Here is a 12552-nt window from a genome sequence, read left to right on the forward strand (position 1 = left end):
TCCAGCCGCCGCGACCCAGGCGTCCAGCGCCGGGCCCGCGTTCGACAAGGTGCACAGCGTGATCCAGGAACGCTGCGCGGTCTGCCATTCGGCCAAGCCCACCAGCCCGCTGTTCAGTGCTGCGCCAGCCGGGGTGATGTTCGATACACCCGAGCAGATTCGCCAGCAGGCCGCGCGCATCCAGGCCCAGGCCATCACCACGCAGATCATGCCCCTGGGCAACATCACCCAGATGACCCAGCAGGAACGTGACCTGATCGGTGCCTGGATCAACCAGGGGGCACAGACCAACTAAGTAACGCCGAGCAAGGCTGCGCTACCGGAAACGGTAGCGCGGCCTTTGTTGCACAAGGCTGTGGGCAACCACACAGCCGCTCAATCACAAGAATAAAAAAGACCTGAGGTGTTGCATGTCCGAGTTATCCGAACCGCGCATCCCCGACGCGCCTGCGATTCAGCGCCTGCCGCTGCTGCAACTGATCCTGGTTGGCTTGCAGCATGTATTGCTGATGTATGGCGGTGCGATTGCGGTGCCGCTGATCATCGGACAGGCCGCAGGCCTGAGTCGTGAAGAAATCGCCTTCCTGATCAATGCCGACCTGCTGGTGGCCGGCATTGCCACTGTTGTTCAATCCTTCGGCATCGGCCCCATGGGCATCCGCATGCCGGTGATGATGGGCGCCAGTTTCGCCGCCGTCGGCAGCATGGTGGCCATGGCCGGCATGCCCGGTATCGGCATGCAGGGGATCTTCGGTGCCACCATCGCCGCCGGTTTCTTCGGCATGCTCATCGCGCCGTTCATGTCCAAGGTGGTGCGCTTTTTCCCACCGCTGGTCACCGGCACGGTCATTACCTCCATTGGCCTGTCGCTGTTTCCGGTGGCCGTGAACTGGGCCGGGGGCGGCAGCAACGCTGCCCAGTTCGGTTCCCCCATCTACCTGGCTATCGCCGCCCTGGTCCTGGGCAGCATCTTGCTGATTCACCGGTTCATGCGCGGCTTCTGGGTCAATATCTCGGTGCTGATCGGCATGGGCCTGGGCTATGTGCTGTGCGGGCTGATCGGCATGGTCGATCTCAGCGGCATGGCCGAGGCGCCCTGGCTGCAGATCGTCACACCGCTGCATTTCGGCATGCCGCAGTTCCACCTCGCACCGATTCTTTCGATGTGCCTGGTGGTGGTGATCATTTTTGTCGAATCCACCGGGATGTTTCTGGCCCTGGGCAAGATCACCGGCCAAGAGGTCACGCCCCGCATGCTGCGCCGTGGCTTGCTGTGCGATGCCGGCGCGTCGTTTTTTGCCGGGTTCTTCAACACCTTCACCCATTCCTCGTTCGCCCAGAACATTGGCCTGGTGCAAATGACCGGCGTGCGCTGCCGTTCGGTGACCATCGTCGCCGGCGGTTTGCTGATCGTCCTCAGCCTGCTGCCCAAGGCGGCATTCCTGGTGGCGTCGATTCCGGCCGCGGTGCTCGGCGGTGCTGCCATCGCCATGTTCGGCATGGTGGCGGCCACCGGGATCAAGATCCTCCAGGAGGCCGACATCGCCGATCGCCGTAACCAGCTGCTGGTGGCGGTGAGTATCGGCATGGGCCTGATCCCGGTCGTACGTCCGGAGTTCTTCGCCCACTTGCCGCAGTGGATGAGCCCGATCACCCACAGCGGTATCGCCATGGCGACCTTGAGCGCCCTGACGCTGAACCTGTTGTTCAACATCCTCGGCGGCCATGAGCGCGCCGCCGAAAATGCCCGGCACGCCCACCCACACTGATCGCCAACCGGGCGCGCAACGCCTCGCCCCGCTCAATTGCAGCACCGCACGCCGCCCCCGGTCACTCGCCGAGGGCTGGCGCCGACCCTCTACGCCCTGACAATAAAAACAACAGAGGCCACAGGATGCGCGCTCCACACTCTCGCTGCCTGACGGGCACCGAACCGTCGGTGGCCATCAACCAACCCTGGGGAGCTTTGCCCGCACCTGGGCAGCAAAATGCTCGGCAGTGGCCAGGTGCGGGCGCCCGCTCTTTGCGTACCCCGGCACAAAGCCAGGCCAAACATGCCCCAAAGTTGTTTCAAGTGCGCTGTTGCGGGGCACTTGAGCCGGGTCACGGGAGCCAGTATTCTCCGCGACCGCACCTATCCGGTGAAAAAAAAAGCCCGGATCTAAAACCTGACCAGAAAGCCAACTTACCCAGGCCCTGGACAGTATCAAAGCGCATTGAATTCAAGCCGAATCCACTCTCAATCGACTGTTTTGCTACAGCCGAGCGGGAGTTTTTTTGCTTTTTAAGCGCGTTGGCTCAGCTCTTGCTATCAGCAATAAAGCTGACCGAATGGATGACTTTTACCGCAATTAAAAAAGGCGCCACACCAGAGCGCCCATTTGAAAAAACGTCGGACCACTTAACTTTGGGAGCAACCGAATGAAACATACGTGCACAAGCCTGATGCTTGCCGGATCCTTGCTGGCCGGGGGCCAGGCCATGGCCGGCGACCTGCTGCAATGGCAAAACAACAGCCTGACTTACTTGTACGGCAAGAACTTCGAAGTCAATCCGCAAATCCAGCAGACCGTCACTTTCGAACATGCTGATGGCTGGAAATACGGCGACAACTTCTTCTTCCTCGACCGCATCTTTTACAACGGCAAGGAAGACGGCAACGTCGGCCCGGATACCTACTACGGCGAGTTCAGCCCACGTCTGTCGTTCGGCAAGATCTTCGACCAGAAACTGGAGTTCGGCCCGATCAAGGATGTGCTGCTGGCAATGACTTACGAGTTTGGCGAAGGCGATAACGAGTCGTACCTGATCGGCCCCGGCTTCGACCTGGCGATCCCCGGCTTCGACTACTTCCAGCTCAACTTCTACCAGCGCCACACCGAGGGCAGCCGCCCGGGCGACAACGTCTGGCAAATCACGCCGGTGTGGTCCTACACCATCCCAGTGGGCGACTCGAATATCCTGATCGACGGTTTCATGGACTGGGTGGTGGACAACGACAAGAACGCCCGTGGCACCTACCACGCCAACCTGCACTTCAACCCGCAGATCAAGTACGACCTGGGCAAGGCGCTGAACTGGGGTGAGAAGCAGCTGTACGTCGGTGTCGAGTACGACTACTGGAAAAACAAATACGGGATCGAGGATTCGCGCAACTTCGAAACCAACCAGGACACCGCCAGCCTGCTGGTCAAGTACCACTTCTAAGGTTGTGGCTGATGCGGCTTGCCTCGGTGCCTGAGGCAAGCCGCGTCGAGCCGGTGCTCAGGAACTGCGCGATCCCGGGCTCTGCCAAAACGCCGGATCGGCGCTTTTCAGGCGTTCGACCGCGTTATGGATATGGCTCAAAGCCGCCTGCCGCGCACCCTCCACATCCCGCGCGGCAATGGCCGCATACACCGCGAAATGCTCGGTACGCACCGTACTCGCCAGATCCCGCCGCCGCTCTTCATTGGAGCGCGTGATGCGGATCGCCTCCTTGATGAACTGCGCGATGAACTCATGCAACGAGGGGTACAGCGGGTTGCCCGTGGCCTGGGAAATCGAAAAGTGAAACGCCAGGTCCTGCTCCACCCCGTCCAGGCCCGCCTGCTCGGCCGCATCGATGGCCAGCAAGGCCTGATGGATGGCCTGCAACTGTTCCGGGGTATGCCGCTGCGCCGCCAGCGCCGCCGCCTCGCCTTCGATGCCGCGCCGCAACTCGGTGACCCGCAGCACCGCCTCGATCGAGCCGCGCACATCCAGGTCAATGGTGAAGGCCTTGATATGGGCGCCCTCGCTGACCACCGTGCCACTGCCCTGGCGCACCTCCACCAGGCCGGCTGATTTCAGGCGCGAGATCGCCTCGCGAATCACGGTACGGCTGACACCAAAACGCTCGGACAACACCGGTTCAGTCGGCAGGCGCGAGCCCGGCAGCGCCTCGCCGCTGGCGATATGCGCCTTGAGCGCAGCCGTTACCTGATCCGCCAGCGTGCCCTTGGCCGAGTCCTTGAGCGACGCCAGGGAGTCGACGCGGGAAGAGTTATCAGGCTTGGACATGGGTATCTCTGTATTCAAAGGGGCTAACGGTACTGGATTTCCGGCAAGCCGTCGCGCCCGGTCTCCGGCCATTGAATTCGTATGATGTATTATGATATCTAAGACACCTCAGCGAGTCCGATAAAAACAAAATCACCCAAAACAAGAAACTAGGATGGGTAAAGACATGCCTGAATCACTGACGCAAACTGCTGCCCGCTCACCCACTGCCTCCCTCGAGGATGTGGCCTACCGCAAAGTTGCCTGGCGCATCCTGCCCCTGCTGTTGCTGTGTTACCTGGTGGCCTACCTGGACCGGGTCAACGTCGGTTTTGCCAAGTTGCAGATGTCGCAAGACCTGCAATTCTCCGAAGCGGTCTATGGCCTGGGGGCCGGGATCTTCTTCATTGCCTACTTCCTCGTGGAAATTCCCAGCAACCTGATCCTGCACCGGGTCGGCGCCCGCCTGTGGATCGCTCGCATCATGATCAGCTGGGGCATCATTTCCTCGTGCATGGCCTTCGTCACCACGCCGACCTCGTTTTACGTGATGCGCTTTTTGCTGGGCATCGCCGAGGCCGGGTTTTACCCGGGGGTGATTCTCTACCTCTCGTACTGGTTCCCCTCCAGCCGCCGCGGCAAGATGTACGCCCTGTTCGCCACCGCCGTGCCGCTCTCGGGGCTGATCGGCGCGCCCTTGTCCGGCTGGATCATGACCGCCCTCAACGGCCTGCATGGCTACGCGGGCTGGCAATGGATGTTCTTCCTCGAAGGGCTGCCATCGATCCTGGTCGGTGGCCTGGTGATCTACTGCCTCAGCGACCGCATCGCCGATGCCCGCTGGCTGACCCGCGAACAGAAAACCCTGCTGCAAACCCGGATCGAGGCCGAGACCGATGGCCATCAGGTGCACAGCGTCCGCCAGGTATTCCGCCAGCCGCGGATCTGGCTGCTGACCGCGATCTACTTCTGCATGATCGCCGGCTTCTACACCGTGGGTTTCTGGTTGCCGTCGCTGATTCGCCAGGCCGGCGTCAGCGATGTGTTCGAAGTCGGCATGCTCACCGCAATTCCCTATGCCGCTGCGGCGCTGACCATGGTCCTGATCTCGCGCAGCGCCGACCGCCTGCGTGAACGCCGCTGGCACCTGGCGTTGACTGCCGTGCTGGGCGGTGTCGGGCTGATGATTTCCGCGACCTGGAGCGACAATTTCACGGTGTCGATGATCGGCCTGACCCTGGGCGCCATGGGTGCCTTCAGCACCTTGCCCCTGTTCTGGAGTTTGCCGACGGCCTTCCTCGGCGGCACGGCAGCCGCCGCCGGCATTGCCCTGATCAACTCCTGGGGCAACCTCGCGGGTTTTGTCTCGCCCTACCTCATGGGCTTTCTCAAGGACCTGACCCACAGCACCACGATCGGCATGTACGTCATGGCCAGCGCGTTGTTCATCGGTGCCCTGCTGGTCTTCAGAATTCCCGGAAAACTCGTCAATCGCTGATAGTTGGAGTCACTCATGAATATTCTCGTCACCGGCGCGGCCGGCTTTCTCGGCCGGCGCCTGATCGAAACCCTGCTGCAACTCGGCTCGCTCACCGACCGTCACAGCCAGTTGCAGCCCATCACCCGCATCACCGCGTTCGACCGCGAACCGGTGCAAGGCATCACCGACCCTCGGGTCCGGGTCAAAGGCGGAGACATCACCGATGAACAGGTGCTGGCCAACCTGATCGACGCCGATACCGACAGCATTTTCCATTTGGCGGCCGTGGTTTCGAGCCAGGCCGAAAGCGATTTCGAGCTGGGCATGCGCGTCAACTTCAGCGCCACCCAGGGCCTGCTGGAGCGGGCGCGGCAATTGGGCACCTGCCCGAAGTGGGTCATGACCAGCTCGGTGGCGGTGTTCGGCGGGCAACTGCCCCAGGTCGTCGACGACGATCAGGTCTGGGCGCCGCAAAGCTCCTACGGCACCCAGAAAGCCATGAATGACCTGCTGCTGGCCGACTACAGTCGCCGTGGCTTCGTGGATGGCCGCAGCCTGCGCATGCCGACCATCGTCGTGCGCCCGGGCAAGCCGAACCTGGCCGCCTCGAGCTTTGCCAGCGGCATCATCCGCGAACCGCTCAATGGCCTGGCCAGCGTATGCCCGGTGCCCTTGAGTACGCGGCTGTGGCTGATGTCACCGGCCCAGGCCATTGCCAACCTGATTCATGGCCATGAGCTGGCGGCGCAGCGCCTGACTGATGGCCGGGTGATCAACATGCCGGGCCTGTCGCAGACGGTGGAGCAGATGATCGACGCCTTGCGCGAGGTCTCGGGCGACGCGGTGGCGCAACGCATCGAGCTGCGTCCGGATGCCAGCATCGAGCGAATTGTCGGCTCATGGCCGGGAGAGTTCAGTGCCCGCTACGCCCGGAGCCTGGGGTTTACCGCCGATGAGAACTTTGCCAGCGTGATCCGCCAGTTCATCCGGGATTACCCGCCCCAGTGACTGGGTGTGCCTCGCCTGCCAGCCCGGTGGGAGAGGCCGACGCCAGCCCGAGAAAGCGCGACAACTCCTCGCGCTTGGCCAAGGCGTCCTTGCGTCCCAGCTCGATCAGTTCGCTGCAATAACCGGACTCGAACAACAGATAGCTGAGCACCCCGGCGCCGCTGGTCTTGGTCGCCCCCGGGCCACGCAAAAACACCCTCAGGGGCGCCGGCAACTCCTGGCGGTGACGGGCGGCGATCTCGTCGATCGGCTGGCTCGGGGCAATCACCAACACCTCGACCGGCGCCACGCCCAGGCCATTGCCCACGAACTCCGGAGGTAACAGGCGGCCGAACTGATTGAGCCGTTGCAACAGTTCGATATCGCTTTCAAGGCTGTCAATAAAGGTGCTGTTGAGCATGTGCCCACCAATCTGCGCCAGGGTCGGCTGCTGCCCGGTGTAGGAGCGCGGTCCGGCGGCATCCGCGCCTCGCGGGTTGCCGCTAACCCCCACCACCAGCACCCGCCGTGCGCCCAGGTGCAACGCCGGGCTGATGGGGGCCGACTGGCGTACGGCGCCGTCGCCAAAAAACTCCTGGTCGATCTTGACCGGCGCAAACAGCAACGGAATCGCCGAGCTGGCCAGCAGATGCTCCACCGTGATCCGCGTAGGCACGCCGACCCGTCGATGGCGCAACCAGGCATCAATCACCCCGCCGCCCTGATAGAAGGTCACCGCCTGCCCCGACTCGTAGCCGAATGCCGTCACCGCCACTGCGTGCAACTGCTTTTGCTCGATGGCTTCCTGGATACCCGACAGGTGCAACTGATCATTGAGCAAGTCGCGCAATGGCGAGCTGTTGATCAGTGCTACCGGAACCTGAGCACCGAGGCCCAGCAGGCTATGGCCGACAAACCGACTGGCCTGGCTGATCACGCCGGGCCAGTCGCTGCGCATCACCTGGTGGCTGCGAAAGTTCTGCCAGAACGCCGTCAGGCGCTGGATGGCCGCAGTGAAATCCATGGCACCGCTGGCCAGGCTGACCGCATTGATCGCGCCAGCCGAGGTGCCGACGATCACCGGAAAGGGGTTGGCGGCACCCGCCGGCAGCAACTCGGCAATCGCCGCCAGCACCCCCACCTGATAAGCCGCACGGGCACCACCGCCAGACAGAATCAGACCTGTGACCGGTTCAACTGGGCTCATCGCAACACTCCGTCCGTGGCGTTCAAAGGGGCCTGAAAGAAATCAACTCAACCGCGTTTGGCGTAGAGCTTGGGCTCACCCGGCGGCCGGCTCTTGAAACGCCGGTGGGCCCAGAGGTATTGCTCCGGGCATTCACGCAAGGCGGCTTCGACCCACTGATTAATGCGCAGGCAGTCGGCCTCTTCGGTTTCACCGGGGAAGTCGCTGAGCGGCGGGTGGATCACCAACCGGTAGCCGCTGCCATCGGCCAGGCGTTGCTGAGTGAAAGGCACCACCAGCGCCCGGCCCAGGCGGGCGAACTTGCTGGTGGCGGTCACAGTGGCGGCCTGAATCCCGAAGAACGGTACGAAAATGCTCTGCTTGGCGCCGTAGTCCTGATCGGGTGCATACCAGATCGCCCGGCCCGCACGCAGCAGCTTGAGCATGCCACGCACGTCCTCGCGCTCGACCGCCAGGGAATCCAGGTTGTGCCGCTCGCGACCGCGACGCTGGATAAAGTCGAACAGCGGGTTTTTATGCTCGCGGTACATGCCGTCGATGGTGTGCTGCTGGCCAAGCAGAGCGGCGCCGATTTCCAGGGTGGTGAAGTGCAGGGCCATGAGAATCACGCCCTTGCCCTCGCGCTGCGCCTGCTTCAGGTGCTCCAGCCCTTCGACATGGGCCAGGCGTGCCAGGCGGGGCTTGGACCACCACCAGCTCATGGCCATCTCAAAGAAGGCGATACCGGTGGAGGCGAAGTTTTCCTTGAGCAGGCGCTTGCGCTCGGCCACTGACTTCTCGGGGAAACACAGCTCCAGATTGCGCTTGGCGATCCGCCGCCGGTCGCCGGCCACCCGATACATCAGCGACCCCAGGACACGGCCCAGGCGGACTATAAATGGATAAGGCAGCTGGACCACCAGCCACAACAGGCCTAGGCCCAGCCACAGCGGCCAGAAACGCGGGGATAAAAATGCAGCTCGAAAACGCGGGCGATCCATTACAGATTCCGGACAGACAACAAGGCCGCGCATTCTACATCGGTTCGACCCGGCTTGCGGCTCGCGGGCGTTCTCGTTATAAGTCTCGGCACTTTTAGTGACAAGCCGCTTTATGCCGACCATGAGCCAAACCGAATCGCTAGACCAAGATCCTGTGTTCCAGTTAAAGGGCAGCATGCTCGCCATCACGGTGCTGGAACTGGCCCGCAACGACCTTGAAGGCCTCGATCGCCAATTGGCCGCGAAGGTGGCACAGGCCCCGAATTTCTTCAGCAACGCCCCCCTGGTGCTGGCCCTGGACAAACTGCCGGCCAGCGAAGGTGCAGTCGATCTGCCGAGCCTGATGCGCGTCTGTCGCCAGCATGGCCTGCGCACCCTGGCGATCCGCGCCAATCGCATCGAAGACATTGCCGCCGCCATTGCCGTTGATCTGCCGGTGCTGCCGCCCTCCGGCGCCCGCGAACGGCCGCTTGACCCACAGGAAAACGAGCTGCGGAAAAAACCGGAAAAACCGCCGGAACCGACCATCAAGCCGACCCGTATCATCACTTCGCCAGTACGTGGCGGGCAGCAGATTTATGCCCAGGGTGGCGATCTGGTGGTGGTGTCCTCGGTCAGCCCGGGCGCGGAACTTCTCGCCGATGGCAACATCCATGTATACGGCCCCATGCGCGGTCGCGCACTGGCGGGCGTCAAGGGCGATACCAAGGCCAGGATTTTCTGTCAGCAGTTGAGCGCTGAACTGGTCTCCATCGCTGGCCAGTACAAGGTTTCCGAAGACCTGCGACGTGATCCGTTATGGGGTGCGGGCGTGCAGGTCAGCCTGTCGGGTGACGTGTTGAACATCACTCGTCTTTAACGGATACTGCCGCATTTTCCAAGCATCTCTAAAACGTAGCGAAAACGGCTCAAACGAAGTGGGAAATTGGCAATAGGTGGTGTTTACCGAGGGTAAATCCTGCTGCTGACCGAACTCCAGCCCAGGCTGTCCGACTGAAGTAGTTTTCAAGAGATGTTTTTCAGGGGCTAAAAGTCCTTTTTCCTTAGGGGTGAAACACCTTGGCCAAGATTCTCGTGGTTACATCCGGCAAGGGTGGTGTGGGTAAGACCACCACCAGCGCCGCTATCGGTACCGGCCTCGCTCTGCGCGGCCACAAAACAGTCATCGTCGACTTCGACGTCGGCCTGCGTAACCTCGACCTGATCATGGGCTGCGAACGCCGCGTGGTGTATGACTTCGTCAATGTAGTCAACGGCGAAGCCAACCTGCAGCAAGCGCTGATCAAAGACAAGCGCCTGGAAAACCTCTACGTACTGGCCGCCAGCCAGACCCGCGACAAAGACGCGCTGACCGTCGAAGGCGTGGAAAAAGTCCTGATGGAACTCAAGGAAACCTTCGAGTTCGTGGTTTGCGACTCCCCTGCCGGTATCGAGAAAGGCGCTCACCTGGCCATGTACTTCGCCGATGAAGCGATTGTCGTGACCAACCCTGAAGTGTCTTCGGTACGTGACTCCGATCGCATGCTGGGCCTGCTGGCCAGCAAATCGCGCCGCGCCGAAAAAGGCGAAGACCCGATCAAGGAACATTTGCTGCTCACCCGCTACAACCCCGAGCGCGTCAGTAACGGCGAAATGCTTGGCGTCGAAGACGTCAAGGAAATCCTCGCCGTGACCCTGCTGGGTGTCATTCCGGAATCTCAAGCGGTGCTCAAGGCCTCCAACCAGGGCGTACCGGTGATTCTCGACGACCAGAGCGACGCCGGTCAGGCGTACAGCGATGCCGTCGATCGTTTGCTGGGCAAAACCGTGGAACATCGGTTCCTTGATGTCGAGAAGAAGGGATTCTTCGAGCGCCTGTTTGGAGGTAGATAATGAATCTTTTTGACTTCTTTCGTGCCAATAAAAAGGTAAGTACCGCGTCGGTAGCGAAAGAGCGTCTGCAGATTATCGTGGCGCATGAACGCGGCCAGCGCAGCACCCCCGATTACTTGCCGGCCTTGCAGAAGGAACTGGTGGAAGTGATCCGCAAGTACGTCAATATCGGGTCCGATGATGTGCACGTCGCCCTGGAAAATCAGGGTAGCTGCTCGATTCTGGAACTCAATATCACCCTGCCGGATCGCTGATCGATCCCGCTGGAGCCACGGCGGCTCGGGACCTGGTGCACTGCATCAGGCTTCCGAGCCGCCGTTGGCGTTTGTTACGAGGCTGTTTTAATGCCGCTGTCGAATATCCGCATCATCCATCAGGACGCCGCCGTACTGGTGGTGAACAAGCCCACCCTGCTGCTCTCCGTGCCCGGCCGGGCCGATGACAACAAGGACTGCCTGATTACCCGCCTGCAGGAAAACGGCTACCCCGAGGCGCGAATCGTCCATCGCCTGGACTGGGAAACCTCCGGCATCATCCTCCTGGCTCGCGACCCCGATACCCATCGCGAACTGTCGCGCCAGTTTCATGACCGCGAAACGGAAAAAGCCTATACCGCACTCTGCTGGGGCCAGCCGGAACTGGACAGCGGCAGCATCGACCTGCCCCTGCGCTACGACCCGCCGACCAAACCACGGCATGTGGTCGATCACGAATTTGGCAAGAACGCCCTGACCTTCTGGCGCGTGCTGGAACGTTGCGGTGACTGGTGCCGGGTAGAGCTGACACCGATCACCGGGCGCTCGCACCAGCTGCGCGTGCACATGCTGTCCATCGGCCACCCCCTGCTCGGCGACGGCCTGTATGCGCACCCACAAGCCCTGGCCGCCTGGCCACGCCTGTGCCTGCACGCCAGCATGCTCAGCTTCACTCACCCGCAAAGCGGTGAACGCCTGCGCTTCGAGTGCCCGGCGCCGTTCTGATGCGTGCCGGTGTCAGCGCTCTTGCTCAAAAAGCCCCTGATCCCAGGGGCTTTTTTTTGAAACACCTTGTAGCGAAATAACCAAAAAAAAATGTAACTTAAATGTGAATTTTTTGTGAAATAATGTGAAAAGTTTCGGATCCAAAATTGAAGAAATAAAGGCGGGATGCCAGCGTGCTCAGCAGTATGAATCTTCACATTGATTACCCTTTCACGTTTTCCTTTCTGAACACCACCTTGCACCTTCGTGAGAAGCCCTCCAGCAAGGTCGCTCAAGCGCTCAAGAAACTCATCAAGCATCGCCACGAAAAAAAGCAGACTCGTGCCAGTGCCCCCCTGAGTACCACCGATACTTCACTGTTCGCCAAAGTCCAGCCTCTAGACAGTTTCAAGGCGAAAGTCCGCGTGACCCTGGGCAAGCCACAACGCAACGGGCGTTTCGACTGGCCCCTGGAAGAGTTGATCAACACTCAGGAAGCCCAGAGTCGCGGGGTCAACATGCCTCCACTGCAGGGCTATGGCTACACCAAGGGTCGCCTGGGACTGACCCAGGAATACTTCATCATCACCCACCTGCTGGAAGACCACATAAACGGCGTGGAGTGGCTGCAAAAGTACCCTGAGAGGATCGAGCAGTTCGTGCGCGACGCCTTCGTCCTGCTGGGTTCCCTGACCCAGAAAGAAATCATCCACATGGATTTCTGGGCCGGCAATATCATGCTGCCACCGACTGTCGACGCTCAGCTCAAAGTCATCGACTTCGAAAACTGCTTTGCCAGGCCTGCCCAACACCACAGCGAAACCCTGGGTTTCCAGCTGGGTTTTTTCTATCGCCGGGAAATCTACAAACTGATTACCGAAGCCGATTACGATCGCCTGGTCGATGAGTATGTGGGCCAGCAACAAAACGTCTCGTCAGAGCTGTTTCACGCGTTCTACCAGCCCAGCAAACATGAGCACGTGGGGCGCAAACAACGGCGCGACGTCTTTCTCAGCGGCCAACTGGTGGTTGGCTGAGGCGAGGGGG

13 protein-coding genes and 1 pseudogene are annotated in these 12552 nt (G+C 61.1%); 11 read left to right on the plus strand and 3 right to left on the minus strand.

What is annotated here, in order from left to right; genetic code table 11:
- The 4 genes and pseudogenes from CF161_RS05265 to CF161_RS05275 form a co-directional block, all read left to right on the plus strand.
- Positions 1-295, plus strand: a pseudogene (locus tag CF161_RS05265) (hypothetical protein); the annotation flags it as partial.
- 115 nt (positions 296-410) lie between these two features.
- Positions 411-1769 (plus strand): nucleobase:cation symporter-2 family protein, encoded by a 1359-nt coding sequence (locus CF161_RS05270; RefSeq protein WP_020295530.1) that lies wholly within the window; start codon positions 411-413, stop codon positions 1767-1769.
- 170 nt (positions 1770-1939) lie between these two features.
- Entirely contained in the window at positions 1940-2425 is a 486-nt protein-coding gene (locus tag CF161_RS32775; protein ID WP_156882661.1) for a hypothetical protein, read from the plus strand.
- Positions 2422-3207 carry an outer membrane protein OmpK gene (locus tag CF161_RS05275; RefSeq protein ID WP_020295531.1) on the plus strand — a complete coding sequence of 262 codons (786 nt, stop codon included), beginning with the start codon at positions 2422-2424 and terminating at the stop codon, positions 3205-3207. The genes CF161_RS32775 and CF161_RS05275 overlap by 4 nt, the downstream gene beginning before the upstream one ends.
- 57 nt (positions 3208-3264) lie before the next feature.
- Here the strand turns inward: CF161_RS05275 and CF161_RS05280 are convergent, their stop codons facing one another.
- Positions 3265-4041 carry a FadR/GntR family transcriptional regulator gene (locus CF161_RS05280; protein WP_020295532.1) on the minus strand — a complete coding sequence of 259 codons (777 nt, stop codon included), beginning with the start codon at positions 4039-4041 and terminating at the stop codon, positions 3265-3267.
- A 166-nt stretch (positions 4042-4207) separates the two neighbouring features.
- On the opposite strand from CF161_RS05280, the gene CF161_RS05285 reads away from it, so the two are divergent.
- Positions 4208-5518, plus strand: a complete 1311-nt coding sequence (locus CF161_RS05285; RefSeq protein ID WP_043228745.1) for an MFS transporter — start codon at positions 4208-4210, stop codon at positions 5516-5518.
- Positions 5519-5533: 15 nt separating this feature from the next.
- Positions 5534-6508 carry a D-erythronate dehydrogenase gene (denD, locus tag CF161_RS05290; protein WP_020295534.1) on the plus strand — a complete coding sequence of 325 codons (975 nt, stop codon included), beginning with the start codon at positions 5534-5536 and terminating at the stop codon, positions 6506-6508.
- Here denD and CF161_RS05295 read toward each other — a convergent pair.
- Both CF161_RS05295 and CF161_RS05300 read right to left on the minus strand, forming a co-directional pair.
- Positions 6483-7694: a patatin-like phospholipase family protein gene (locus tag CF161_RS05295; RefSeq protein WP_020295535.1), complete on the minus strand. Its 1212-nt coding sequence runs from the start codon at positions 7692-7694 to the stop codon at positions 6483-6485. The genes denD and CF161_RS05295 overlap by 26 nt on opposite strands.
- A 47-nt stretch (positions 7695-7741) precedes the next feature.
- Entirely contained in the window at positions 7742-8674 is a 933-nt protein-coding gene (locus CF161_RS05300) for a lipid A biosynthesis lauroyl acyltransferase (protein WP_020295536.1), read from the minus strand.
- A gap of 121 nt (positions 8675-8795) precedes the next feature.
- On the opposite strand from CF161_RS05300, the gene minC reads away from it, so the two are divergent.
- From minC to CF161_RS05325, 5 genes are all read left to right on the plus strand, one after another.
- Positions 8796-9533, plus strand: a complete 738-nt coding sequence (minC, locus tag CF161_RS05305) for a septum site-determining protein MinC (protein ID WP_043228749.1) — start codon at positions 8796-8798, stop codon at positions 9531-9533.
- A 200-nt stretch (positions 9534-9733) separates the two neighbouring features.
- The gene (gene minD / locus CF161_RS05310; protein WP_020295538.1) at positions 9734-10546 is read left to right on the plus strand and encodes a septum site-determining protein MinD; all 813 of its coding nucleotides are present in this window, start codon (positions 9734-9736) and stop codon (positions 10544-10546) included.
- The gene (gene minE, locus CF161_RS05315; protein ID WP_019693048.1) at positions 10546-10800 is read left to right on the plus strand and encodes a cell division topological specificity factor MinE; all 255 of its coding nucleotides are present in this window, start codon (positions 10546-10548) and stop codon (positions 10798-10800) included. The genes minD and minE overlap by 1 nt, the downstream gene beginning before the upstream one ends.
- Positions 10801-10890: 90 nt before the next feature.
- Positions 10891-11526, plus strand: coding sequence for an RluA family pseudouridine synthase (locus tag CF161_RS05320; protein ID WP_020295539.1), 636 nt, complete (start codon positions 10891-10893; stop codon positions 11524-11526).
- A 173-nt stretch (positions 11527-11699) separates the two neighbouring features.
- Positions 11700-12542: a lipopolysaccharide kinase InaA family protein gene (locus tag CF161_RS05325; RefSeq protein ID WP_043228690.1), complete on the plus strand. Its 843-nt coding sequence runs from the start codon at positions 11700-11702 to the stop codon at positions 12540-12542.
- Positions 12543-12552: the final 10 nt, after the last annotated feature.

This window comes from Pseudomonas sp. CF161 (genome assembly GCF_000416215.1).
GTDB lineage: Bacteria > Pseudomonadota > Gammaproteobacteria > Pseudomonadales > Pseudomonadaceae > Aquipseudomonas.

Coding starts and splice junctions, on each gene's coding strand:
- CF161_RS05270 (WP_020295530.1), top strand. CDS start 411: ATGTCCGAGTTATCCGAACCGCGCATCCCCGACGCGCCTGCGATTCAG.
- CF161_RS05275 (WP_020295531.1), top strand. CDS start 2,422: ATGAAACATACGTGCACAAGCCTGATGCTTGCCGGATCCTTGCTGGCC.
- CF161_RS05280 (WP_020295532.1), bottom strand. CDS start 4,041: ATGTCCAAGCCTGATAACTCTTCCCGCGTCGACTCCCTGGCGTCGCTC.
- CF161_RS05285 (WP_043228745.1), top strand. CDS start 4,208: ATGCCTGAATCACTGACGCAAACTGCTGCCCGCTCACCCACTGCCTCC.
- denD (WP_020295534.1), top strand. CDS start 5,534: ATGAATATTCTCGTCACCGGCGCGGCCGGCTTTCTCGGCCGGCGCCTG.
- CF161_RS05295 (WP_020295535.1), bottom strand. CDS start 7,694: ATGAGCCCAGTTGAACCGGTCACAGGTCTGATTCTGTCTGGCGGTGGT.
- CF161_RS05300 (WP_020295536.1), bottom strand. CDS start 8,674: ATGGATCGCCCGCGTTTTCGAGCTGCATTTTTATCCCCGCGTTTCTGG.
- minC (WP_043228749.1), top strand. CDS start 8,796: ATGAGCCAAACCGAATCGCTAGACCAAGATCCTGTGTTCCAGTTAAAG.
- minE (WP_019693048.1), top strand. CDS start 10,546: ATGAATCTTTTTGACTTCTTTCGTGCCAATAAAAAGGTAAGTACCGCG.
- CF161_RS05320 (WP_020295539.1), top strand. CDS start 10,891: ATGCCGCTGTCGAATATCCGCATCATCCATCAGGACGCCGCCGTACTG.